The sequence below is a fragment of the Halomonas sp. JB37 genome (genome assembly GCF_002332255.1).
In the GTDB taxonomy this organism is placed as follows: Bacteria; Pseudomonadota; Gammaproteobacteria; order Pseudomonadales; family Halomonadaceae; genus Vreelandella; species Vreelandella casei.
The window spans coordinates 1,522,620-1,545,599 of the sequence record NZ_NRGW01000001.1 but is presented as its reverse complement, the minus strand read 5'-3'; the positions used below and the strand labels follow the sequence as shown (position 1 = coordinate 1,545,599).

The 22,980-nt window shown below is 54.4% G+C and carries 17 protein-coding genes, 1 tRNA gene and 2 pseudogenes; 14 read left to right on the top strand and 6 right to left on the bottom strand.

Going from position 1 to position 22,980, the window contains the following annotated elements:
- Positions 1-156 precede the first annotated feature (156 nt).
- The 8 genes and pseudogenes from CIK78_RS07180 to CIK78_RS18155 form a co-directional block, all read left to right on the top strand.
- Positions 157-1,125 (top strand): hypothetical protein, encoded by a 969-nt coding sequence (locus tag CIK78_RS07180; protein ID WP_141393028.1) that lies wholly within the window; start codon positions 157-159, stop codon positions 1,123-1,125.
- On the top strand, positions 1,126-1,476 hold the full coding sequence (locus tag CIK78_RS07175) for a DUF5455 family protein (protein WP_096278593.1): 351 nt from the start codon (positions 1,126-1,128) through the stop codon (positions 1,474-1,476). It begins immediately after the preceding gene.
- Positions 1,476-2,540: a zonular occludens toxin domain-containing protein gene (locus CIK78_RS07170; protein ID WP_096278591.1), complete on the top strand. Its 1,065-nt coding sequence runs from the start codon at positions 1,476-1,478 to the stop codon at positions 2,538-2,540. The genes CIK78_RS07175 and CIK78_RS07170 overlap by 1 nt, the downstream gene beginning before the upstream one ends.
- Positions 2,521-3,927, top strand: a complete 1,407-nt coding sequence (locus tag CIK78_RS07165; RefSeq protein WP_096278589.1) for a secretin N-terminal domain-containing protein — start codon at positions 2,521-2,523, stop codon at positions 3,925-3,927. The genes CIK78_RS07170 and CIK78_RS07165 overlap by 20 nt, the downstream gene beginning before the upstream one ends.
- Before the next feature lie 68 nt (positions 3,928-3,995).
- Entirely contained in the window at positions 3,996-5,288 is a 1,293-nt protein-coding gene (locus CIK78_RS07160) for a hypothetical protein (RefSeq protein ID WP_096278586.1), read from the top strand.
- Positions 5,289-5,290: 2 nt separating this feature from the next.
- The gene (locus CIK78_RS07155; protein WP_096278584.1) at positions 5,291-6,103 is read left to right on the top strand and encodes a tyrosine-type recombinase/integrase; all 813 of its coding nucleotides are present in this window, start codon (positions 5,291-5,293) and stop codon (positions 6,101-6,103) included.
- 57 nt (positions 6,104-6,160) lie between these two features.
- Positions 6,161-7,731: pseudogene (locus tag CIK78_RS07150) on the top strand (IS3 family transposase).
- A 37-nt stretch (positions 7,732-7,768) separates the two neighbouring features.
- A pseudogene (locus CIK78_RS18155) lies at positions 7,769-7,969 on the top strand (tyrosine-type recombinase/integrase); the annotation flags it as partial.
- A gap of 68 nt (positions 7,970-8,037) precedes the next feature.
- On the opposite strand, the gene CIK78_RS07140 reads toward CIK78_RS18155, so the two are convergent.
- Positions 8,038-8,114: transfer RNA gene (locus CIK78_RS07140), tRNA-Ile, on the bottom strand.
- A gap of 183 nt (positions 8,115-8,297) precedes the next feature.
- Between CIK78_RS07140 and CIK78_RS07135 the strand changes: the two genes are divergently transcribed.
- Positions 8,298-8,873, top strand: a complete 576-nt coding sequence (locus tag CIK78_RS07135; RefSeq protein ID WP_255249092.1) for a hypothetical protein — start codon at positions 8,298-8,300, stop codon at positions 8,871-8,873.
- Positions 8,874-8,889: 16 nt separating this feature from the next.
- On the opposite strand, the gene CIK78_RS07130 is transcribed toward CIK78_RS07135, so the two are convergent.
- From CIK78_RS07130 to CIK78_RS07110, 5 genes are all read right to left on the bottom strand, one after another.
- Complete coding sequence (locus CIK78_RS07130) at positions 8,890-10,698, bottom strand: ABC transporter ATP-binding protein (RefSeq protein WP_096278580.1); 1,809 nt, start codon at positions 10,696-10,698, stop codon at positions 8,890-8,892.
- A gap of 69 nt (positions 10,699-10,767) precedes the next feature.
- Positions 10,768-11,577: an ABC transporter ATP-binding protein gene (locus CIK78_RS07125; protein WP_096278577.1), complete on the bottom strand. Its 810-nt coding sequence runs from the start codon at positions 11,575-11,577 to the stop codon at positions 10,768-10,770.
- On the bottom strand, positions 11,574-12,650 hold the full coding sequence (locus CIK78_RS07120; RefSeq protein ID WP_096282305.1) for an iron ABC transporter permease: 1,077 nt from the start codon (positions 12,648-12,650) through the stop codon (positions 11,574-11,576). Before CIK78_RS07120 ends, CIK78_RS07125 begins: the two co-directional genes overlap by 4 nt.
- A 101-nt stretch (positions 12,651-12,751) precedes the next feature.
- Positions 12,752-13,765, bottom strand: coding sequence for an iron ABC transporter permease (locus tag CIK78_RS07115; RefSeq protein WP_096278575.1), 1,014 nt, complete (start codon positions 13,763-13,765; stop codon positions 12,752-12,754).
- A gap of 129 nt (positions 13,766-13,894) precedes the next feature.
- Positions 13,895-14,818: an iron-siderophore ABC transporter substrate-binding protein gene (locus CIK78_RS07110; protein ID WP_096278573.1), complete on the bottom strand. Its 924-nt coding sequence runs from the start codon at positions 14,816-14,818 to the stop codon at positions 13,895-13,897.
- A 275-nt stretch (positions 14,819-15,093) separates the two neighbouring features.
- Here CIK78_RS07110 and CIK78_RS07105 point away from each other — a divergent pair, with 275 nt between their 5' ends.
- From CIK78_RS07105 to CIK78_RS07085, 5 genes are all read left to right on the top strand, one after another.
- A complete protein-coding gene (locus CIK78_RS07105; protein ID WP_096278571.1) occupies positions 15,094-17,301 on the top strand; it encodes a TonB-dependent receptor in 2,208 nt (735 codons plus the stop codon).
- Between the two features lie 271 nt (positions 17,302-17,572).
- Complete coding sequence (locus tag CIK78_RS07100) at positions 17,573-19,627, top strand: TonB-dependent receptor (RefSeq protein WP_096278569.1); 2,055 nt, start codon at positions 17,573-17,575, stop codon at positions 19,625-19,627.
- 188 nt (positions 19,628-19,815) lie between these two features.
- Positions 19,816-20,730, top strand: a complete 915-nt coding sequence (locus CIK78_RS07095) for a LysR family transcriptional regulator (protein ID WP_096282304.1) — start codon at positions 19,816-19,818, stop codon at positions 20,728-20,730.
- Positions 20,731-20,808: 78 nt separating this feature from the next.
- Complete coding sequence (locus CIK78_RS07090) at positions 20,809-21,684, top strand: AEC family transporter (protein WP_096278567.1); 876 nt, start codon at positions 20,809-20,811, stop codon at positions 21,682-21,684.
- Between the two features lie 107 nt (positions 21,685-21,791).
- Complete coding sequence (locus CIK78_RS07085) at positions 21,792-22,973, top strand: PQQ-dependent sugar dehydrogenase (RefSeq protein WP_096278565.1); 1,182 nt, start codon at positions 21,792-21,794, stop codon at positions 22,971-22,973.
- Positions 22,974-22,980: the final 7 nt, after the last annotated feature.

Genomic DNA, 22,980 nt, shown 5'->3' with positions numbered 1-22,980 from the left:
GAATTAACACTTTCTCCTGTTTACTTTATTGACGCACGCCAAGAGTGGGAAGCCAATTATGATGATTGTGCTTGGACAACCTCACGTGGTGGTGTAGCAGTCGAGCTTGTTAATCCTGACACTGGGATCCTTACAGTCAGTTCAATGTGGCAAGCTTTGGGACCCTCTAATACTTCTGGTTCTGATCCTGTTTCATGCGCTACTCGCCCTGATCTCCTTCTAGGTTTCTGCGAAGATGAAGAAGATATAGATCCCACTGACCCCAATGATGGTGGTGATACTGGCGATAATCCTACTGCCCCAGATGATGGCGATACCGGGGGCAGTGATTCTGATGACGACAGCGGCGGCAATTCAGGCGGTGGTAGCTCTGGTGGCGGTTCTACCGTACCGGATTTTGAGTTTGATGAATCTGGCATCATTGAGGCTATCGGCTCCGCTGGCCGCTCCAATCGTAACGCGATCAATGCGCTCTCTAATGATGTTAGCGGCACTATTAACGACCAAACCAACGATCTAAACAGCACCTTAAACAGCCAAACTGACAGCCTTTCCAACTCTCTCGACGATCAAACCGACAATCTCACCAGCACTATTAACGACCAGACCTCCACTCTAACCGGCTCTCTCGACACCCTCGGCACGTCGATTGTCGAGGCGATTAACGGTTTTGGCTTAGGTGCTGGTGGTGATAGCGAAGGTGAAGGTGGAGACGGTGAAGGCGATGGCCTGTTAGGCGGTATCTCTGACTTACTTAATGGCATGGTCGACAACCTGGTTTCCACCTTTACCGAAGACCTCGGTGAGGGTGACGACCTATTTGACTCCTCCGGCATGGACGACACGCTTGACGGGATTGCCGTCCAAGAGCAACAGCACGCCGACGATGTAAACAGCCTCATGGATGAGATTGGCGACGGGGCTACCTCCGGCATTACCGATCAAATCACTTCCCGCCTGCCTTCATTGCCGTCCGGTGGCTGCATTCCACTCTCGTTCGGCCCCATGGAAATCTCCTGCCAGGCGTTTAACACCATCAAGCTGTGGCTGACCTGGATCATCTACTTCTGGACGGTCGTCAGCATCGTCGACACCTTTTTTCGCTCTGAACAGAGGACGGCATAGATGGCACTGCCTGCACTGCTCGGCATGGGCGCGATTATCGGCTTTTTTACACGCATTGCTGAATGGTTCGTTACCCGTATTGCCTCGCGCTTTACCAACCGCTTAGCGGGCATGCTGGTATGGACAACGCTCTATATCACTTTGCTTGTAGCTCTAGCCTCGACCTTTGCGTTGATCATCAACGGCATTAACGCCTCGCTCCCGTCTGAACTGGCTAACGGCATGGGCGCTGTGAAGCCGGATAACCTGGAAGCCTGTGTTGCTGCCATCTATAGCAGCAAAGTCGCCATGTGGGTCTTCCAGCAGAAAAAGCAGTTGATCGATTGGGAGCAAGGGAGGCCCGTTCTCTAATGGCCGTTTACGTCGTCACCGGCAAATTGGGCGCCGGTAAAACCTTGGTTGCCGTGGGCAAGATCAAGGATAAGCTGATTCAGGGCTGCAGCGTCGCCACCAATCTGGATTTAAATCTGGATCAGTTAATTGGCGAAAAAGCCAAGCTGACCCGCTGCTACCGCATTCCTGATAAACCCGTCCTTGAAGACCTGGAATCTATCGGCACCGGTACCGACGATTACGACGAAAACAAAAACGGCTTACTGGTGCTGGACGAATGCGGCACCTGGTTTAACGCCCGCTCCTGGAATGATAAGAGCCGCCAAGACGTGATCAACTGGTTTCTCCATGCCCGTAAATTGGGCTGGGATATCATTTTTCTGATTCAAGACTTATCGATCATGGATAAGCAGGCCCGCGTCGCTCTCGCTGAGCATGTGGTGTATTGCCGTCGCCTGGATCGCGTTTCCGTGCCCTTCGTGGGTGCGCTTTATTCGATGTTCATGGGTGCCAAGATGCCCATGCCAAAAGTCCATCTAGGCATCGTCAAATACGGCGACTCTCCGCAAAGCCTCACCGTTGAACGCTGGACCTACACCGGTCGCGCGCTCTACCCCGCTTACGACACCAAGCAAGCCTTCTCTGACCACTACGCCCACGGGACGTATTCCGTGCTGCCGCCTTGGCTCACCCACGGCAGGCTCCGGGTGCCTCATGACGCGAGCTTTTATATGAAGATGACCCGTATCTACTGGAAACGCTTTAACCGTCCGTTTCTTTCTCTGGCCGCGTTTGCGCTCGGCTGCTTTATCACCCTTTCCGTCCTGGTGGCCGACCGTGTTAACGCTCGATCGCCAGATGACATGCCCCCCGCTGCACCGCTTGAACTGCCCGACCTCAGCACTACCCGTATCGCCAGCTTTAGCCAGTTTGGCGAACACACCACTTACCGCCTCATTGATAGCGGCCGCCAGTCCCTCACCACCGACGATCTCGCCCGCCAAGGCTTTGGCATCGTCCCTGTGAGCGCCTGTCTTGTCCGCATAGAAAATGGAGTTACCCATGCTGAAATTCGCTGCTAAAACCGCCGCTTCGTTCGCCCTGGCCACCTTCATCGCCACCAGCGCCCATGCTACCCCGATCCAAATGCAAGACACCGACATACGCGACTTTGTGCGCTGGTACGTCGAGCAAACCGATACCCCGCTGGCGATTCATCCCACCGCGACCGGCACGCTCACGGTGTACGCCCCCGATGTGCCTGATCATCAGCTGGATGAATTCTTTCAAGGCGTATTGAGTTCACACGGCTACACCATTTTGCCCGGCAATCCGCCGACCGTTGCCCCGGCCAGCCACAAAACACCAGGCGTTTTATCACCGACGCCAAGCCACGATCCCCGCGCCGCTATCGCCAATGCGCCCACACTCACGCCACCGCCCGTCCCCCAGGCCACGCACCTGTTTTCGTTCGACAACGTGCGCGCTGACGACATTGCCCCGCTGGTGACAAGCTTTCTAACCCAGAACGCCCAAGACGGCACCACCTTGCCGCGTGTGCAGATACTCCATGCCTCTAATGCCATCTTAGCCAAAGGCCCAGAAAAGCAGCTTGAGCAGCTCCAAGGCTTCATCCCTCAAGTGGACGTTGCTCACCCTCAGTTGCTCATTCAGGCCGTTATCTTTGAAACCACGGACGGCGATACCTTTGATCTTGGTGTGTCGCTCGGTCGCGCTACCGGTAGCCGTGTGGCCGGTGGCTTTAATACCGCGAATCTAGGCACCTCGCTAGCCTCGTCCGGCGGCACCTTCGGGATCTTCGACGGCGATGTACTCGCGTTTGCCATCAACGCGTTACAGCGCGACTCAAGCTCCAACGTGTTATCCACACCGCAAATTCTTACCCTCTCCGGCAAGCGCGGCATTATCTCCATCGGCCAGAATGTCCCGTTCGTCACGGGTCGCGTCACTGGCGAATCAGCGGACGTTAACAGCCCCTTTCAGACCATTGAGCGCCGTGATGTAGGCATTCGTCTAAACGTGCTACCGGTGGTCACGGCGTCCGGCTTAGTCATCATGGATATCACCACGTCCGCCGACTCGCTCACGGACTCTCTCTTGGCCTCCGATATCATTACCAACCAGCGCCAAATAAACACCACCGTACAAATCCGCTCCGGCCAAACGCTGCTCTTAGGCGGCCTATCGTCCCAGGATGACCGCTCACAGGTCTCCGGCGTTCCAGGTCTCGCCAGCATCCCCGTTGCCGGTCGCTTATTTCAAAACGAATCCACCTCCACCCAGCGCACTAGCCTTAACGTCCTGCTCCAGGCCACCGTTCTGCCCCGTTACGACGCTACCCAACTCGCCAACACCCACGATCAAACCGGCTCAATCACAGCGGATTACGTGGCCATGAACTGGCGGCAAGCGGTCGAGACCATCCCTGTAACACGTCTCGCAGAGTAACAACGAAACCCGTTAAAGCAGCTCATTGCAGCACGTACCAACATTTTAAAAATTTAAGGGAACAGGTCATGGAGCGTTGGAACCGTTATTCGATTGCCTCATTGGAGAAAGGCGAGCAAGACCCGTTTGGAAAGCTCTTGATCAGCTCGGCTGGTCAGCGTGAGCTTGACGATATCCGCATACTGAACGCAGGCGTGGACACGGTACGGCAGCTTTACCAGGGCAAGCCCTGCCTGTACCAGTTTGATGAGATCATCAGGGTCTATAACGAAGGCCATGGTGCCACGATGACGCTATTCGACGTCACATGGTCAGTCGGTGCCGGCGCAGCCGGTTCAGGCTTCCGCTACCGTCTCCAAAACAATGAGCTGGGCGTTATCGTGTTCTTTCAGGCACGGCATACCAAGGTGGAGAACATCGGTACCCATCTAAAAATCGAGCTCTCCCCACACTTCATTCAAGCGCGAAGCCCTCAGCAGTGCCAAGACTTCATGTACAACATCGCAGCGCACATGCTCGCCTATGTGGAGCCTGTCGGCTGTGCCATTCACCTAGCATTAGATGTACAGGGCTGGGAGCCTCCGAAAGACTTCATGCCGCGCTTCGTGACCCGCTCAAAGAAGATTATGCGCATTGATGGCATTGAAGAGTTGGAGTTTGCTCACAGCACCATTGCCACCACCTATGGCCGTGGTGAAACCTATATGTTTGGTACCGCTGGGGCGCTCCAATGCTCAATATATAACAAGACGCTCGAAGCCAAGCACCGCGACAAAATGCACTTTTGGGAAAACATCTGGCAGCACGCCGTAAAAGACGATCTCAGCCCCGCCTATAACCCTGAGGAAACGGTGTGGCGTATCGAACTGCGCTTTCATCAATCGGTGCTGCGTGAGTACGCTCAGGGCATCCCCTGCAACGTCGATACCGGCGAGGTACTGGACGCCTCCCACGGCTTCAATCGCTTCACTGACGTAGTACCGCATCTCTCCGGCCTCTGGCGTACCGCGATGCAGTCTTACCGGCTGGATACCCGCCGCAACCTGATTGATCCCGCGTGGCAAGTCATGCAGGAAGACGCCCGTTTCTACTGCCATGAACCTGGCTTTCTCTACAAACGCGCCCGCAAAGCACCTGGTTTAGGCAATGAAAAGAACGTCACCCTAGCGTTTGGCAACCTCATCAGCATTTACGCCCGTCAAGGCTTCCGCACCCATGAAGCCGTTCGCTTTCTCCAACGCTCCGGCATGTGGGAAGACCTAGCCGAATACTACCGCCGTCGAGGGGTCGACTCCGGCCAATTTAGACAGATCGTAGAACAGAAATTAATAGAACGACGATTGGTAGGGAAAGCCGCATAGCCATGGCCATTAATAGAGTCAAAACCGGCTGGCAGGTTGACGTTAAGCCTGAGGGTCGCATGGGTAAGCGTGTCCGGAAAACCTTTCGCACCCAGGCAGAGGCGAAACGCTTTGAAGCGAAAATACGTTCACAGGCTGCTAGCGGCGAAGATTACGCGCCTAAGCGTAGAGATAGTCGTAGCCTAATGGATCTCGCCCAAACGTGGCACAACTTACACGGCGCCACACTGAAAGACGGTAAATCTCGGCTCAATAAATTACGCTTTATAGCCGACTATATGGGAAATCCGCGTGCTTCATTGATACGCCCTATTCACGTTGCTGAATATCGTCAAAAACGTCTTGCCGAAGGTTTAACAGCAAACACGGTTAATCATGACATCGGTTATTTTCGCGCTGTATTTAACCTCTTGATCAGAATGGAAGAGTGGCACGGCGAAAACCCATTTGCGTCGATCCAGTTCATTCGCCTGCCTGAACGGGAGCTGTCTTATCTCACCATTGAACAGATCAACACCCTTTTCCACCACCTCGACCAGTCCCGCAACCATCACGTTAAAATGATGGCCACCTTGTGCCTCGCCACGGGTGCCCGCTGGGGCGAAGCCCAATACTTACGAGCTGAGCTGGTCAGAAATGGCCAAGTCACCTACGTGGACACTAAAAATGGCCGAGCCCGCTCCTTGCCCATTCCCGACATGCTTTATCAGCAGTTAAAGGCCCATGGTGCACCCATGGGTCGACTCTTCCCCCAGGATGCTTACCAAGCCTTCACTAACGCGCTAAAAGCCTCAGATCCCCCTCTGTCAGCCTAGTTGTCCGGTTGGCGATATCGCCTAAATCTAATCCAGAGGGAGCGGCATGGAGTCCTTGTGCCACGTTATTCCGCAGAGCGTAAATCAGCCGTCCTGAAGAAGTTGTTACCACCCCATAATCACAGTGTGGCATCGGTAGCGACAGAGGAAGGCATCTCTGACGCGACGCTGTATAGTTGGTTAAAACAGTGTCGAGTAAAAGGAGTGCCTGTGCCGGGTTACACCCCAGGCGACAGTGAATGGTCGCCCGACGCCAAGCTAGCCGTGGTCATCGAAACCGCCACCCTGTCAGAGGCAGAGCTTGGCGCTTACTGTCGCGAAAAAGGCCTTTATCCCGAGCAAATTCAGCAGTGGAAAGCGGCTTGCCTCGAAGGCGCTGGTCGGCAAGAAGACCAGGAAAAAGCGGCGCAAAAGCAGCGTAAAGAAGACCGTAAGACCATCAAGCAACTCAAAGCGGAAGTGCGGCGCAAAGACAAGGTAGTGGCTGAGACGACGTCGTTACTGGTGCTCTCAAAAAAGCTCGAAGCCTTGTACAGCGAAGATCCCGACAGCGGCGAGGACGACTAACGCCGCTCGACGAACGTGCAAGGCTCATCGCGCTATTTGACGAAGCGGTTGTGGATGGCGCGTCTCGTTATAAAGCCGCTGAGATTATCAACGTGAATGAACGCACACTGAAACGTTGGCGATCTGAGTGTGGCGCTGTTGTTGAGGATCAGCGTCATCACGTGGTGCAAGGCAGGCAGCCGCATCAGCTAACGCATGAGGAAGAGCAAGCCATTTTGAACACGTGTCATCGTCCCGAGTATCAGAGCTTGCCGCCGTCTCAAATCGTGCCTTTGCTGGCAGACAACGGCGTCTATCTGGCCTCCGAATCGTCGTTTTACCGGGTTTTGAAAAAGCATCACCAGCAGCACCCTCGTGGCCGTATGAAACCACGCCGTCCAGTGCCCGCGCCGACCAGTTTTACGGCAACAGGGCCAAACCAGGTCTGGAGTTGGGACATTAGCTTCTGCGCCTCCGTTGTGCGAGGCCAGCACTGGTATCTCTACCTGATCATGGATATCTACAGCCGCAAAATCATCGCCTGGGAAGTTCACGACACCGAATCGGGCGAGCTGGCTAAACAATTACTGGAACGCGCTTTGCTGCGAGAAGGTTGCTGGCATCAACCACCGGTACTGCACTCAGATAACGGGGCGCCGATGACGTCCTATACGCTCAAAGCGAGGTTAACCGAACTGGGGATGTTGATGTCTTACAGTCGCCCGAGAGTAAGCAACGACAACCCTTACTCGGAATCGCTGTTCCGTACCGTCAAATACTGCCCAGCATGGCCCACCAAGGGCTTTACATCGCTGAGCGCGGTACGAGAATGGATGTTGGTGTTCGAGCGGGCTTACAACGAACAGCACCTTCACAGTGGCATCCAATATGTCACGCCAGCTGACCGGCATCGTGGCGTTGATCGAAAACGCCTTGAACGTCGTAAAGCGGTTTATGAAAGCGCTAAGCGTCGCTATCCGAAACGCTGGTCGGGCAGCACCCGAAACTGGGAGGTCACTGGTTCAGTGTCGCTTAACCCAGGGAAAGTGCAGGAAATCGAGCGTAATAAAAAGGCTGCTTAAGTGCAGCCATTTGGACAACTGGGTTGAAAATCACCGAGATATCGAACTGCCTAGAGGGCAACGCACACACGTTTTACGACACACGTTCGCTAGCCACTTTGTGATAAACGGCGGTAACTTACTAACACTGCAAAAAATAATGGGGCATCAAAGCATACAAATGACCATGCGTTATGCACACCTAGCGCCGGATCATTTAAAAGAAGCGATCACTTACGGCCCGAGGATATTCGGTTGACACTTGGTTGACACTTTGAGGAAAAGTACAGCTAGGAAGGAATAACGCGAGGATAAGTCATTGAAAATTGGTGGGCCCAGTCCGACTTGAACGGACGACCAAGGGATTATGAGTCCCCTGCTCTAACCAACTGAGCTATAGGCCCGAAAAGCGTGCATATCATAGCGAATGTGACGGGTTGAGGCTAGCCCCATTGCGCTATCTTCATGCTGCTGTGGCACTTTATACGGTTTGGGGGGTCTTGTGGGTAGTGTTTAATCATTTGAGCGGCTCTTAGTTTTGTGAGTAGCTCATCGTATTGTGGACAGTTTTTATGCGGAGGCGCGCTGTGAAAGCATTGATTGCTCTATTTCCTTTATTGTTAGCCCTGCCGGTACACGCTGATTGGCAGCTTGATCCTGCTCAGTCTCAGGTACAGGCGTCGATTACCCAGCTAAACGGCGCAGCACCGCAAACGCATCACCACCAAATACGCGACCTACAGGGCACTGTATCCAGCGACGGTACGCTGCGGCTGCCATTAAAGCTCAGCCAAACGGATGTACTTGAGCGCTTTAGCGAACTGCCGCCTTGGATTGGCTTGCTGGCAAACACCACGTTGGTCACGCTAGTGGCGCAAATGCCCCCTGAGCAGCTAGACAATTTGGACATTGGCGAATCCCTGGTCGAGACCCTGGAGTTTAGGGTTGAATCCGATATGGTTAATCAGCAGGAGTCGGTGCCGCTGCGCTTTACCCGCGAAGGCCTGAATGAAATACGCGTTACTCACGCTGAACCGATGGCCATAGATGGTAAGGTTCTAATGGAAAACAGCACGGTGCGTACCGTGCTGTCGATGCTGGGTTATCAAGAAATTGATGAGAACGTGCCGGTGACGCTTAACGCGCTGTTAGTGAATCGATAACGATGACACAAAGCGTTTAAGACCTTAGCACTTCTATATCTCCTGCTAGAGCCTCGCCGGTTTGTACGCGCCACTGGACGGCATAGTGCCCGTTGGTGGCAAGCAAACTGGCGTGGCTGCCCCGCTCAGCGACACGGCCTTTCTCGATTACCACGATTTCATCAGCGTGAACGATGGTAGAAAGCCGGTGGGCAATCATAATCACCGTACGCCCATGAGCAATGCGCTTTAGGGAACGCTGGATGGCCGCTTCGGTTTCGTTGTCCACTGCACTAGTGGCTTCATCCAACACCAAGATCGGCGGGTCTTTAAGCAGTGCTCGCGCGAGTGAAAGCCGTTGGCGCTGGCCGCCAGAAAGCAGCACTCCGCGCTCCCCAACGGGTGTATCTAGCCCCAGAGGCAATGTTTCAATAAAACTCCAAGCCTCAGCGGTTTTGGCAGCGTCGATAATCTCGGCTTCATCGGCCTGCGGCTTTCCATAGGTGATATTGTCTCGAATACTGCCTTCAAAGAGATACACGTCCTGGCTGACTAAGCCAATGGACTGGCGCAGTGACTTCATACTCACGTCAATAATAGGTTGGCCGTCGATCAGTACGCGCCCGGCTTCTGGGTCGTAAAAACGTAGCAGCAGCTTGATCAGCGTCGATTTACCCGGCCCAGTGGCCCCCACCAGCGCCAGGGTATTGCCGGCGGGCACATGCAGATCAATTCCATCAACGCCCACGCGGCTGGTCGCGTAATGAAAGCTCACATTTTCAATCGTGACGTCGCCACGCACCGGCTGGGTGAGCGGAGTGGTGCTGGCATCTTTAACCGTGATTGGGACTTCGAGCAGGTCAAGAATCCGGCGCGTGCTGGCCATGGCGCGCTCAAACAGGTCGATCACCTGGGCCAGGCCGGTTAGCGGCCAAAGCAGCCGCTGGGTCAGAAATACCAGCACGCCATACGCACCGACATTCAGAGAGCCGTTGAGCGCCATCATGCCACCCACGGTAAAGGTGGCCAGAAAGCCCGCTAGAATCGCCATACGAATCACCGGAATAAACGCTGAGCTGACCTTAATCGCCCGGCGGTTAGCCTCGACATACGCTTCGCTGGCTTGGCGCAGACGTTCCGCTTCGCGGTCTTCGCTGGTAAAGCTTTTGATCGTCGCAATGCCGCTAAGGTTGTTAGACAGCCGGCTGGCTAGGTCGCCCACCTTCTCACGCACATCGCTATAAAGCGGCCCGGCTTTACGCTGGAAGAAGAACGCGCCCCAGATAATTAGCGGAATAGGCGTAAAGGCTAACAGCGCGATCAGCGGCGAAAGCACAAAGAACACCGCGCCCACCGCCACCACGGTGACGACCACCTGAATAAGCGCATTGGCACCGCCATCTAGAAAACGCTCAAGCTGGTTAACGTCGTCGTTCATGGTGGCCACAAGCTGGCCTGAGTTTTTCGATTCGAAGAACGCCATATCGAGCCGCTGGGCATGCTCGTAGGTGTCTTGGCGCATATCCGCCTGCAGGCGCTGGGCTAAGTTGCGCCAGAGGATTTGAAACAAATACTCAAACAGCGACTCCCCTGCCCAAATAACAAAAGTAAGTATCGCCAGCATGGTGATCTGCTGGTGAGGCGTCTCAAAGCCCAGGCTCGCCACAAAGCTTTGCTCTTGGTTCACTACCACATCAATGGCGACACCAATCAAAATCTCTGGCGCAATATCAAACAGCTTGTTGATAACTGAACAGGTGGTCGCGGCAATAATGCGTCGCCGATAGCCTTTGGCGTAGCGCAGCAGCCGAACTAAAGCTTGAAAACTGTGTGCAGGAGAGGACACAAGTGTTCCTTATTTGAGATTGTTAGCGTGCGGCTAAAGCGACGAGACAACCACTTAACTGACAGCCGATTAAGCTGTCGCAGGCGAGCGCCGCACATTGGCCAACAGGGGGCTTCCGGTCGCGGGGTCGGTTATTAGCGTGCATTCTACTTGATAAAGCGTGCGAACCAGCTCTGGTGTCACCACTGAAGCGGGCGGCCCTTGCGCGATTATCTGCCCTTCCCGCATGGCCACTAGATGATCAGCATAGCGGCACGCGCTGGCAAGATCATGCAGCACCATCACGACGGTGCGGCCGTGATGGGCGAGCTCTTTTACCAGTTCGAAGACTTCGATTTGATGACCAAGATCCAATGCAGACGTGGGCTCATCTAACAGCAATAGCGGCGTTTGCTGAGCGATGGTCATGGCGATCCAGGCACGCTGACGCTGGCCACCGGAAAGCGCTTCAATGGGCCGATCAGCCAGATCTTCTAGCCCTGCCGCTTCAAGCGCATGCTGAACAACACGCTGGTCTTCTGCCGACCACTGGCGCAGCCAGCCTTGATGCGGCTGGCGGCCAAAGCGTATTAGCTCGGTCACGGTTAAGCCTTCCGGCGCGACGGCTTCCTGAGGCAGCAGCGCCAGCTGAGTGGCCAGCTGGCGAGAAGGCAATCGCTGAATATCCTCACCGTTCAACAATACGCAACCGCCATCGGGCTTATGCAGGCGAGCCAGTCCCGCCAGCAATGTTGATTTACCACAGCCGTTCGGCCCGACAATGGCCGTTACCTTTGCACTAGGCAAGTGTATATCCAGACCATCAATGACCCGCCGCGCGCCGTAGCCCATGCTCAGCGCATCGGTAGCCAGCGTCGGCGGAGCTTCAAAATCGTTCATGCGTGACTCCGTTGCGGCCGCATCAAAATCCATAAAAGCCAGGGGCCGCCAATAATAGCGGTGACAATACCCACCGGAAGCTCAATCGGCGCCAGCAGGGTGCGCCCCATTAAATCGGCCAGCACCATCACCAGGGCACCGGCAAGCGTTGCCGCGACCACCGGCACATGGCGTGGGGTAGAAAGCGCGCGCGCAATTTCAGGCCCGATCAACCCCACCATGCCTACTGGCCCGGCAACGGCAACGGCAAGCGCCGTTAATACCACCGATAACAGCAGTATTTGGATACGTCTTACTTTGGCGTTCACCCCAAGCCCGTTAGCCGTCGCTTCGGAAAAACGTAGGATCGTCAGCGAGCGGGCTAACGCCAGTGCCGTCACAAAACCCACCGCTAGGCCGACGCCCAATAGGTGAACGGAACCACCTGAACGCGCATTCAGTGACCCGACCGTCCACGGGTAAGCGGCATTGGCGGTATCAATCGCGACCCGCGCCAGCAGCAGCTGCGTGATCGCCCCGAAAACAGCGCCAACACCGATACCGGCGACGATAAAGCGATAACCCTGAGTACCGCTCCCCGCCGCGAGTCCAAATGTCAGCACCGCGGCGGTCACCGCACCGGTCAAGGCCATGGTCGAAGGTGCTATAGAGACACTCATACCCACAACCGAGGCAACCGCAAACGCCGTGGCACCGTTATCAATGCCAATAATGCCCGGCGTCGCCAGGCGATTACGGGCCAGTGTCTGCATAAGAATACCGGCCAGGGCGAATGCCCCGCCGGTCAGGCAAGCCGCGACCAAGCGCGGCAGGCGCAACTCCTGAACCATAAATCCAGTCATCATGTCGCCCTGCCCCGCCAGCGCCATGATCACCTCACGAGGCATAAGCGTCAGGCTGCCAAGGGACAGGTAGGCAATAGCGGCGAATACTAACGCGACCATCAGTGCACTGTTGACCCAAACGGCGCGGCGTTCAATCAGAACACTGGCACCATTAGCTCGGCGCTCGCCCCACCGCCAGTAGCCGGTTGGCGGCTTAACGGATTCATCGTCATTCGATGCTATTTTCATCGTGGGCGCGATAGACACCAGCGCAGCGGCGCTATTTTTCCTGAGTTTTCTGAGATCAGATTTCAACCAGCGTGACCTCATAAAAAAACTCATAAAAAAGCTCATAACGTAGGCAGGCGGCGGGCACGCACGGCGGCGATCAGCACCGGCGCGCCGCAGAGTGCCGTAAGAACCCCCAGCGGAAGCTCAGAAGGCGCTACGACCACACGCGAAATAATATCAGCCGCTAGAATAATCAAAGGGCCAATCGGCAAGCAAAACCACAGCGTGCGGCGAATATCAGGCCCGGCAAAAGCACGGGCGATAAAAGGTACCACCAATCCAACGAAGATAATGGGTCCGGCAATCGCCGTTGCCGCCCCCACCAGCAGCGCCACGCAAAGTACCACCAAAGCGCGGATGAGCTGAGGATGATGTCCAAGCCCCGACGCCATACGCTCACCAAGCGCCAGCGCCGAAAGCGGACGCGCAATGAGGGCTATCAATACGCTACACACCACCGCCGATGGCAACACGGCCAACAGGTCTTCCAAACGGCGTCCTGCCAAGCTGCCAATCACCCAAAAGCGCACCTCATCGGCCGAGCGCTGATCAAATAGCAGCATTAACGAGGTCATGGCCCCGAGCAATGCTGAAAAAGCAGCCCCTGCAAGTACCAGGCGAATGGGATCATTGCCGACCCCGCGCCAGCGAGCAACGCCTAATACGCACATGCAACCGATCAGCGCCCCCAGCTGCGCCACTGAAATGCGCAGCGTTGCCGCACTGGCTCCCAGCACCAACGCTAGCGCCACGGCAAAAGCGGCGCCAGCGCTGACACCCAGCAAGCCAGGTTCGGCAAGGGGATTGCGGGCCACCGCTTGTAAAAGTGCCCCCGAAACGCCCAGCGCCATGCCCACCGCAATACCGATTAATGTACGCGGCGCACGCAGCTCCCAGACCACGAAATACGCCTCGCTGTCCTCGCCGCCCAGCAGCATCGAGAGTGCTTGAGACGGCGAAACGTTGCCCGCCCCTACCAGTAAACTAACGAGACTCACCGCCACAAGGGCGGTGAGTAGGCATAACAATAGCGTGCGCTGATTAAGGCGTTTCGCACGCGCGAAGACTTTCATGGCCATTCCTTCACGAGCGTATCTGTATACCAAAGACGTTTATAACAAGAATCTTTGCACCGAAAACTGTTGTGCCACGCATATTGTTACCCAGCGCTTCAATAGCAAGAGCGCTGGTAGCAAGAGGACCTAAGGCAACAACGCCTCTTCGATATCGTCCAAAATGGCTTGGGCGGCTAACGGGCCAGAGGCGCTGCTCCAAACCTGGCCATTAACAGGCACCACGTGACCTTGCTGGACAACGTTGAGACGCGTAAAGGCGCTGCTTTGCTCAGCGGCATCAAGTGCCTGCTGGCCTTCGTCGTTAAGCGTGGCGAGAAAAAGCCAGTCGCCGTCGATCATAGACAGGTTTTCAAGGCTCAGAATATCGCTATGCGCACTGCCTTCTTTAACTAGCCCTTCGCCTTCCACGCTGATACCGGTCGAAGCAAGCACACCGGTTGCAAACAGTTCAGACGACATCACCATGGGCCCTGCGGGCATCCAGCGAGCCAAGTAGGCAGTACCGCTCACCTGGGCTTCGCTTAGGCGCTGGTTAAGCGAAGCCGCGCGCTGCTCAACGCTTTCAAGCGCTTCATCTACCTCGGCCTCTTTACCCAGGGCCTGCCCATAAAGGCGTGACTCGGCCTTCCAGTTTTCACGCGACAGGCCGTTTGATTCAGGCACAACGGTGGGCGCAATGCGCGAAAGCAATCGATACTGCTCTTCGGGAAGCTGTGGGGTAGCCAGAATGAGATCCGGCTGTAAGCGAAGCACCGCTTCAATATTGGTTTCGCGCGCAACGCCCACCATTTCCAACTGGCGAGTATCAATATGTTCACTCATATAGGTCGCCACCTCATTGCCGCCCCGCGTGGCGATCGCACCAATCGGCGTCACTCCAACCGCGACCGAGGCGTCCAAGGCACCTTCGTAAAGTGTCACCACGCGCGCCGGTGAATCAGGCACCTCCACTTTACCAAAGGCGGTATCCAGCTCACGCGCTTGGGCATTGGCGATAAGGCTCGTGAATAGCACACCTGTTAAACCATGACGTAGTACCGAACGCAGCATTGAGGTCCCCTACTTTTAAATATCGCTATAAATTGATTGGCAAATAACAATCCAGATAGCGAATAGTAACGATTCTCAAAATCACTTGCACTACTATCTCCCTGAATGCCATGTTCCATATTTGGCAACAGCGTTAGTCGCGCCAAAGTTGCAATTTACGCAACGCATCGTTCCATACTTTTGCGTCGCAAATGGGAACCTTTCTTCTTAGAATCCAAACCCTATTTGATAATAAATATCATTAGCAAGCAAATCGTATTATCACGGGGTTCGTCATGCAACAATTTACTCGCCTTACATTAACCAGTGCCATCGCACTTGCCGCTATCTCCTCAGCCGCTTATGGCCAAGAAACCGCTCAGCTCAATAATATGGTGGTAACGGCTGCTGGCTATGAGCAATCGGTAGATAGTGCGCCAGCCAGTATTTCGGTTATATCTCGTGAAGAGCTGGAGCTTAAGCAGTTTTCCAACATTGCCGAAGCGATTGCTGATGTTCCTGGTGTTGATGTGCGCTCGGGAACAGGTAAAACCGGCGGGTTAAATATTTCCATTCGCGGCATGCCCAGCGAATACACGCTGATTTTGATTGATGGACGCCGCCAGAACACATCGGGCAGCGTCACGCCAAACGGGTTCGGTGAAACCTCGACCGGCTTTATGCCCCCGCTCTCGGCTATTGAGCGCATTGAGGTAATTCGCGGGCCGATGTCGACACTCTACGGCTCCGACGCCATGGGCGGGGTAGTCAACATTATTACTCGCCGCATAGGCGAGGACTGGGCTGGCTCGGTGACGGTCGAAAATACCTTTCAAGAAGACCGCGATGCCGGCAATAGCTCCGCGATCAATCTCTATACGTCAGGCCCATTGGTTAAGGACACGCTTGGATTGCAACTGCGCGGCCGTTTGTTTGACCGCGACCGTTCAGAACGCATGATTGAAAACAGCGCCGGGCGTGACCCACGCCCGTCTGAAGCACGTATTTACTCCATTGGCGGCCGCTTAAACTTAACGCCAGATGAAAACAACGAATTATGGGTCGATGCCGAGCGCGCTCGCCAAACCTATTCAAACGACGATAATCGCTTAGGCACTCAGGACGGCACCGACCGCAGAGGCAACCCTTCTCCAGGCACCTTTAATGGCTATAAGGATGAGCTGCGTTTTAACCGTGACCAGATTGCTATTGGCCACACGGGGCGCTATGCGCCGGGCACTTGGGAAAGCAGCATTACCCATAGCACTACCGAAACCTTTGGTCGTACCCTACCCGCCGGTAGCGCCCCAGACTTTGGTTACGAGGCCCAAGGCGGCGAAGATCGCATCCTTGAAAACCGCGACATTATTGTCGATACCAAGTTTGTTGCCCCCATCGGCGATCATATGGCCACCATTGGCGGGCAGTATATTGACGCCGAACTAGAGGATGGAACAGCAGGCGATATCACCTTCGAACAAACCAGCTGGGCACTGTTTGCCGAAGACGAGTGGCTGCTGCGAGATGATCTTGCCCTGACAGTCGGCGGGCGCTATGAACATCACGACGCCTTTGGCGGCCACTTTAGCCCGCGCGGCTATCTTGTATGGAGCACAACGCCCAACTGGACGCTGAAAGGCGGTGTGAGCCGCGGCTATAAGACGCCATCACTCAACGACCTTCACGATGGTATCAATGGCTTTGGCGGCCAAGGCACCACGGTCAACCTCGGCTCCCCTGACCTAGAGCCGGAAAAAAGCACCAATTACGAAATCGGTGCTATTTACGATAACCAAAGCGGTTTTGCCACCAGTGCTACCGTTTTCTATAACCGCTTTACCGACCGGATCGCCAGCGCGGCAGACCTGCCCAACTGTCAGTTCGTGAGTAACGGCGAGACCCCAAATGCAGGGCTTGCTAATTGCTTAAGCGTGGGTAACTTTACGCAGCAAGAAAGCTTTGGCCAATTAACCAATATTGACGAAGCTGAAACGCGTGGCGTAGAGCTTACCGCAAGCTACCAAATTGCGCCGGCTTGGCGTGTTAGCGGTGGCTATACCTTTACAGATTCTGAAATCATCTCCGGCGACAACGAAGGAATGGTGCTCACTAATACGCCTGACCACAAACTCACCGCAGACCTAACTTGGGCCATTAATGACCGCTGGAGCACCACCTTAGAAGGAGAGTATTACTCCTCCCGTGAGCGTTTCTCTGCAGGCCTTCCGACCTCCGGCGAGACGCTGTCACTCTACGAGCAGCTAGGCAATAAACTGAATGGCTATGAGCTATTCAACCTACGTAGCTCTTATCGTGTGTCTGACAGCGTGCGGTTAACCGGCACTATTTATAATCTGTTTGATAAAGATTTCACCAGCTCCGACACCTTCGAGCATAACGGTGAAACGTTGCGGGCCTACAACTTCACCCAAACGGGCCGCTCTACCGATGGCGTTGCCCTAGATGGCCGCAGCTTCTGGGTCTCGGCTACCTACGAGTTCTAACCCGTTCCTACTCGCTCCTGTTTCAATGCTGAATTGATGCCCCGGCCTTCGCCGGGGCTTTTTTATGCCTATAAACCCATCGCCAGGAGACAGCGCAGCATCAAAACTCTATCGCTGCGCTCAGTTGCCCAAAGCAGAACAGGATGTTCATTTTTTTTGCCTCGAAAAGTGGAACTACTGGCAATAGAATAAATATCTCATATGACAATACATCTCATATGATAAAAAAAACCATGAGCATCTGTAAGCAATATCATACCAAGGAACTCAAATGCCTCACTTCTCTCGTCGTGCATTAGCAAATGCCATCGGCCTGTCTTCTATGGCCATAGCTGCTGCTGTCGCACAAGAAAACGCCACTCTCGACCCGATGGTTGTTACCGCCTCTGGGTACGAGCAGTCCGTTGCCGATGCTCCCGCCAGCATCTCGGTGATTAGCGGGGAGGAGCTGAATCGCCAATCCTATAGTGATATTACGGATGCGGTCAGAAACATCCCAGGCGTTTATGTTACTGGTGGAGGTGGAGCTCAAGACATCAGCATCAGAGGTATGGATGATAGCTATACCTTGTATTTGATTGATGGCCGCCCCATTTCCGCCGGTCGGTCTGTCAATACGAACGGCCAGGATAGCGGCAAACAAATCGGCCTTCCCCCCATTGCAATGATTGAGCGTGTTGAAGTCATCCGCGGCCCTATGTCCTCGCTATATGGCTCTCAAGCAATGGGCGGCGTTATCAACATTATTACCAAAAGCGTGCCAGAAGAATGGTCAGGCCAAGTTGTCACCGAGTACACCCACTCTCTCAACGATATCAACAACGACTCGCAGCAAGTTAGCTTCTATACAGGCGGCCCGCTAATAGAAGGACTGCTGGGTTTACGCGTTCATGGTAGCTGGCAAGGAACAGAAGAGAGTGATTACTTAGGCGGTAGCGATAACGCCGAAAGCACCCCTGACAGCGATACACGCCAGATCGGTGCTGAGTTAATACTCACACCAGACGAGCTGAACGAGTACAGTTTCGGCTACACATCATCGGTTAAAGAATTCACACACAACCCTGGCCGAAGCATTGCCACGATAGATAGCCGTGGCAACCCCGCAACTTCGAGTACTTATCGCTACGATAAGGATGTATTCACCCTTGGTCATAAAGGCACTTATGGTGCCTTTATGACGGACACCTACCTGCAACACGATATTTCGGAGCGCGTCAGCCCATCACCTGATGAAAAGCGTGAAGAAGTCACAACCCTTAATAACCAATCAACTTACTTCTGGGGCGATCATATGCTGACCTTTGGTGGTCAGTACCGAGAGGAAGAGCTTGTTGATGATACCAATGGGCTTATTGGCAATAGCCCCAATGCTATGCGTAACGTAGAACGTTGGATTGCCGCGTTGTTCATCGAAATGGAATGGAGCCTTACGGATGCCTTTAGCGTTACCACAGGTATGCGTTACGACGACGACGAACTATTCGGTGGCCACCTTTCGCCGCGCGTTTATGCCAATTATCACCTAACGCCTGAATGGACGTTGAAGGGCGGCGTATCTACCGGCTATTCCCAGCCTGGGCTTGCCGCCGCCTCAGAAGGCTTCGGCCGCGGCACCGGCGGCGGTGGCTCTCCCGCTCCCCATTCACGCGCACTCATTATTGGGAACGAAGAGCTGAAGCCTGAAACCAGCACAAACTATGAAGCCGGCTTTATCTTTAATAGCCCAGACCGACGCCTTAGCTCCAGCATGATGCTATTCCATACGCAGTTTGACGATAAAATTGCAGAGGATCGCTACTGCAACACACCAAACGCGGATCGCAACGATCCTTCCACATGGGAATGCCCATACGCCGGCAATGATTATGTTTTCCTTAGTACTTATCGGAATATCGACGAAGCCGAGATGCAGGGCGTAGAGCTCACACTAGACTACGACTTTACCCAAGATGTGCGCCTAAGCTCTAGCTATACCTATACCGACTCAGAACAAAAATCCGGCGAATTTGCTGGCGAGCCACTGAATAAAATTCCTGAGCATATGTTCAATCTTGCCGTTAACTGGCAGGCAACTCCTGAGTTAAGCCTGTGGACACAAGGCAATTACCGTGGCTCCACAAGTGATTATTTAGCTCGGACGAGCATGGGTGATGGCACGCCAGGGTATGGCTTCGTCGATGCCGGTGTCGTTTATGATTTAACTGACCGCGCACAGGTGAAAGCAGGCCTCTATAATATCGCCAACAAAGAGGTGACGAATGATGATTATGGCGTCGTATTAGATGGCCGCCAGTACAATCTGGGCTTAACGTTCAACTTCTAGTGCCTGCTTAACGAACTACCCTGATTTGATCCTTCGCCCCACCTCATGGTGGGGCTTTTTATTAGCGGCTGTGTATTTATTTAAGAGCGATAACAAGCAGCACTTTCATCAAATAATGAATGCTAATTATTTGCATTCAATCTTTTAAATGGCACAATAGACAACCCTTAATCGCTGCGGGCCTGACAATGTATGACTTCCACGAACTGTCTGCTTTTGCCGATGTGATGACGACGGGCAGCTTGACACGCAGCGCTCAAAAGCTCGGGTTAGCCAAGTCGACCTTAAGTCGTAGAATTAGCCAGCTAGAAGCGCGGCTCAATCAACCGCTGTTGAGGCGCCAAGCGAACCGCCTAATTCCAACAGAGGCCGGGCTGCTGTTTCATACCTACTGCACCGAGCTTCTGGCCATGGCTGCCCACAGTCAGGAAGCGCTTGCGGAGCTGCGTGAGGAAATTAGCGGCGAAGTGACCCTAGAAGTGCACGGGGCGCTGGCCCGCAGCTGGCTGGCAAGCGCCATGCATACCTTTTTAAATCGTCATCCAAAAGTAAAATTGACGCTGCATACCCGCGAGACGCCACCCACGAAAATGGACAGCAATCGCGTGCATGTCTGGCTCGGGCCAACCCATGAGTGCGGGCTAAATCAGGAGCATTTGGGGCACTTAAGCCGAGGCCTTTATGCCAGCCCTCAGTATTTAGCTAACGCTGGCATACCCCAACGTCCCGATGAACTTAACCAGCATGCATGGATAGATTTGCTAGGGTCGACCTCAGATGGGTTAATGCTTGCTCACCCTGAACATGGCGAATATACATTTCACCCGCCTCGCTCGCGACTAAAGGTAGACCTCACGAGTCTTCACATTGATGCCATCGCGCGTAGCCAGGGCATTGGTCTTTTATCTCACTGGTTAACCGAAAAGCGTGAACAGCATCATCCTGGCGAGCTGATTAACTGTCTGCCGGGCTGGGAACCAGTGCCGCTGCCCATTACGTTGCTTTACGCGTACGGTCATCAAACGCGACGTACCCACGCACTGCTAGCATTTTTGCGTAGCCAGATACCGCTACAATGGAAAGCCTCCGCCGCCGCGATTTAGTGTCATTGGCGTGTTTGCCTTGCCAGCTAGTCCATTGATTAACGACAATAGCTAGCTGACGACTGCCAAGGACCGTAAATGCTTGCCGAACTTTTTGCCGTTATGGCGCCCGTACTAGCCGGTGCAGGACTTGGCTTTCTATGGATACGTTTAGGCCAGCCCTACCCGGTCGACTTCATCACCCGGCTAGTGTTTAACATCGGCACACCATCGCTGGTACTAGCCTCGCTGGCGGGTGCTGACATTGATGCTGCTACGTTTGGCCAAACAATGCTGGCCTCAGCGCTGGTGATCATCACCATGGGAGCGGCCACCTTTCTGGTAGCAAAACTATTGCGCCGGAACTGGCGTGTATTGCTTTCTCCCATGATGTACCCCAATACCGGCAATATGGGTTTACCCGTGGTGCTTTACGCCTTTGGTAGTGCAGGGTTTGCTTACGGCATCACGGTCATGGTCACCGTGTCACTGTTTCAGTTTACCCTAGGCGCTGCGCTTAATAGCCAGGGCAATCCGTTCAAAACCCTTATCAAGACACCCACTGTCTACGCCATTATCATTTCTATGGCGCTGCTACTGACCGGCACCTCACTGCCGCCATGGCTGGCAAACACGGTGGACTTAATGTCAGGGTTCACGGTACCGCTTATGCTGATTACGCTGGGCGTGTCACTGGCCAGCATTCAGGTTAAAAACCTACGTTCAGGTTTGGGCTTTAGCCTGGTGCGCGTGCCGCTCGCCGCTGCAGCCGCTTGGTTTATCGCCGGCTGGGTCGGTCTACCACCGCTGGCACAAAGCATTTTAGTGGTGCAGATGTGCATGCCCGTGGCGGTGTTCAACTATCTATTTGCTCAGCGCGCCCAGCGTGAACCCGCTTATGTGGCAAGCCTCGTCTTTTGCTCTACGCTACTCGCGCTGATTTATCTGCCGGTACTACTCGCCTTGCTCATGTAAGCTGGTCATTTAAGCCTGCTTAGCGGAACCCCCGCACTGAAGAAGAGTCACTGCTAGACATACTGATTATGTTGATTTGCGTTGACACCATCACCAGAGGACACGCTATGCATGATGTGAGCCAGACGAGTCTAACCTCCCGCTTACGAATCCCTGCCGTTAGTGGACTAGTGCTGGCGAGCATGATTAGCACAGCGAATGCAGAAGCTATTCAAGGCTCATCGGAAACCGATCCTCTCAATATTTCGATTGAGCTTATCGCCGAGGGTTTTGAACACCCTTGGGCCGTGGCATTTTTACCCGATGGCCGTTACTTGGTTAGCGAACGGAGCGGGCAGTTGAAGCTAGTCGACCCTGAAAGTGGTGACATCAGCACGCTGGAAGGCATGCCCGAGGTGAATAACCAAGGTCAAGGTGGCTTATTGGATATCGTGCTGCATCCCGATTTTGGAAAGGCTAGTGGCGATGGCACCCACGACTGGATTTACTTTACCTGGAGCAAGGCCGACGGCAGCAACAGCCGGGCCGCACTTTCCCGTGTCAAATGGCAGGGCAATGAACTGGGTGAGGTTGAACATTTGTTTGCACAAGATCGTGCCTCAGGGCCTGGGCGTCACTACGGCTCCCGTCTAGCATGGCTGCCTGATGGCACGCTATTAATGAGTATCGGCGATCGCGGCAGTGACCCTTCTCGCGCCCAGACAAGCGATGACCATGCGGGCTCTACCTTGCGCCTTACCGACACAGGCGGCGTTCCTGATGACAACCCCTTTGTTGATGATGATGCAACCCTAGATGAAATCTACTCTATGGGTAATCGTAATATTCAGGGCATGACGGTAATGCGCAACGGCGAAGCCTGGGTCTCAGAGCATGGCCCGAGCACTGGCGACGAGCTCAACCATATCGAAGCAGGCCTTAACTACGGCTGGCCCAACGTCAGCCAAGGCAATGACTACGCCACGAATGAGCCTATTGGTGAACCCTCACTGCCCGGCATGACCGACCCTGCCTACGTGTTTGAAGGACGTTTTGCACCCGCGGGGCTTGCTGAAGTGACCAGTGCTGCGTTTGGTGACTGGGAAGGCAGCTTACTGGCTGGCGGATTAGGCAGCGAAAAACTGCTGCGCCTGCGCTTAGAGAACGGCAGCGTCATCGAAGAGGAGCTGATTTTAGAAGGCCAGATAGGGCGTATCCGAGATGTGCGCCAAGGCCCGGACGACGCTATCTATGTGCTGACGGATGACCCGCAGGGTGGCTTATATCGCCTGCGGCCAACCGATCAATAGTCATCCC

Excerpts from the sequence above, each read along its gene's own strand:
- CIK78_RS07085 (WP_096278565.1), top strand. The coding sequence starts at position 21,792 with ATGCATGATGTGAGCCAGACGAGTCTAACCTCCCGCTTACGAATCCCT.
- CIK78_RS07120 (WP_096282305.1), bottom strand. The coding sequence starts at position 12,650 with ATGAAAATAGCATCGAATGACGATGAATCCGTTAAGCCGCCAACCGGC.
- CIK78_RS07105 (WP_096278571.1), top strand. The coding sequence starts at position 15,094 with ATGCAACAATTTACTCGCCTTACATTAACCAGTGCCATCGCACTTGCC.
- CIK78_RS07090 (WP_096278567.1), top strand. The coding sequence starts at position 20,809 with ATGCTTGCCGAACTTTTTGCCGTTATGGCGCCCGTACTAGCCGGTGCA.
- CIK78_RS07165 (WP_096278589.1), top strand. The coding sequence starts at position 2,521 with ATGCTGAAATTCGCTGCTAAAACCGCCGCTTCGTTCGCCCTGGCCACC.
- CIK78_RS07170 (WP_096278591.1), top strand. The coding sequence starts at position 1,476 with ATGGCCGTTTACGTCGTCACCGGCAAATTGGGCGCCGGTAAAACCTTG.
- CIK78_RS07095 (WP_096282304.1), top strand. The coding sequence starts at position 19,816 with ATGTATGACTTCCACGAACTGTCTGCTTTTGCCGATGTGATGACGACG.
- CIK78_RS07160 (WP_096278586.1), top strand. The coding sequence starts at position 3,996 with ATGGAGCGTTGGAACCGTTATTCGATTGCCTCATTGGAGAAAGGCGAG.
- CIK78_RS07175 (WP_096278593.1), top strand. The coding sequence starts at position 1,126 with ATGGCACTGCCTGCACTGCTCGGCATGGGCGCGATTATCGGCTTTTTT.
- CIK78_RS07115 (WP_096278575.1), bottom strand. The coding sequence starts at position 13,765 with ATGAAAGTCTTCGCGCGTGCGAAACGCCTTAATCAGCGCACGCTATTG.
- CIK78_RS07155 (WP_096278584.1), top strand. The coding sequence starts at position 5,291 with ATGGCCATTAATAGAGTCAAAACCGGCTGGCAGGTTGACGTTAAGCCT.
- CIK78_RS07125 (WP_096278577.1), bottom strand. The coding sequence starts at position 11,577 with ATGAACGATTTTGAAGCTCCGCCGACGCTGGCTACCGATGCGCTGAGC.
- CIK78_RS07100 (WP_096278569.1), top strand. The coding sequence starts at position 17,573 with ATGCCTCACTTCTCTCGTCGTGCATTAGCAAATGCCATCGGCCTGTCT.
- CIK78_RS07110 (WP_096278573.1), bottom strand. The coding sequence starts at position 14,818 with ATGCTGCGTTCGGTACTACGTCATGGTTTAACAGGTGTGCTATTCACG.